Raw genomic sequence first — 1,055 nt, forward strand, 5'->3', positions numbered from 1 at the left:
CAATTCGTTCCTGAAGAAGATGTAGACGGTCTTGCTGACGAAGTAGACTACTTATTTGAAGATCTTAAATACCGTACTGTACGTGACAACATTTTATCTGGTAAACCACGTATTGATGGCCGTGACACCAAAACTGTTCGTGCGTTAGATGTACAAGTGGGCGTACTTGAGCGTGCACACGGTTCTGCATTATTTACACGTGGTGAAACTCAGGCGTTGGTGACAACGACTTTGGGTAATACTCGTGATGCATTAATGGTTGATACCCTTGCTGGTACTAAAACTGACAACTTCATGTTGCACTACAACTTCCCTGCTTACTCAGTAGGTGAAACAGGCCGTGAATCTGGTCCTAAGCGTCGTGAAATTGGTCATGGTCGTTTAGCGCGTCGTGGTGTTCAAGCAGTTCTTCCTGCAGCTGACCGCTTCCCGTACGTTATTCGTATTGTATCTGACATTACTGAATCTAACGGTTCATCTTCAATGGCTTCTGTATGTGGTGCGTCATTATCACTTATGGATGCAGGTGTTCCGCTTAAAGCACCAGTTGCTGGTATCGCAATGGGCTTAGTGAAGGAAGGCGAGCGTTTCGCAGTACTTTCTGACATTTTAGGTGACGAAGACCACCTTGGTGACATGGACTTTAAAGTAGCAGGTTCTGCAAACGGTATTACTGCACTTCAAATGGACATCAAGATTGAAGGTATTACTGAAGAAATTATGGAAGTTGCATTAAACCAAGCATTTGCTGGTCGTATGCATATCCTTAATGAAATGAACAAAGTAATTTCACGTGCTCGTCCTGAAATTTCAATGCATGCTCCAACATTCGAAGTGATTACAATTAATCCGGATAAAATCCGTGATGTTATTGGTAAAGGTGGTGCAACAATCCGTCAAATCACTGAAGAAACTAAAGCTGCTATTGATATTGAAGATAACGGTACAGTTCGCGTATTTGGTGAAACTAAAGCTGCTGCTAAAGCTGCAATTGCGAAAATTCAAGCGATTACTGCTGAAGTTGAACCAGGTAAGATCTACGACGGTAAAGTAAT

General features: G+C 42.5%; 1 protein-coding gene. It reads left to right on the plus strand.

The annotated features are described in order from the left end of the window. The coding region (gene pnp, locus VXQ92_RS20935; protein WP_416683060.1) for a polyribonucleotide nucleotidyltransferase at nt 1-1,055 on the plus strand (1,055 nt) is incomplete at both ends.

This window comes from Acinetobacter sp. 228, assembly GCF_048147885.1.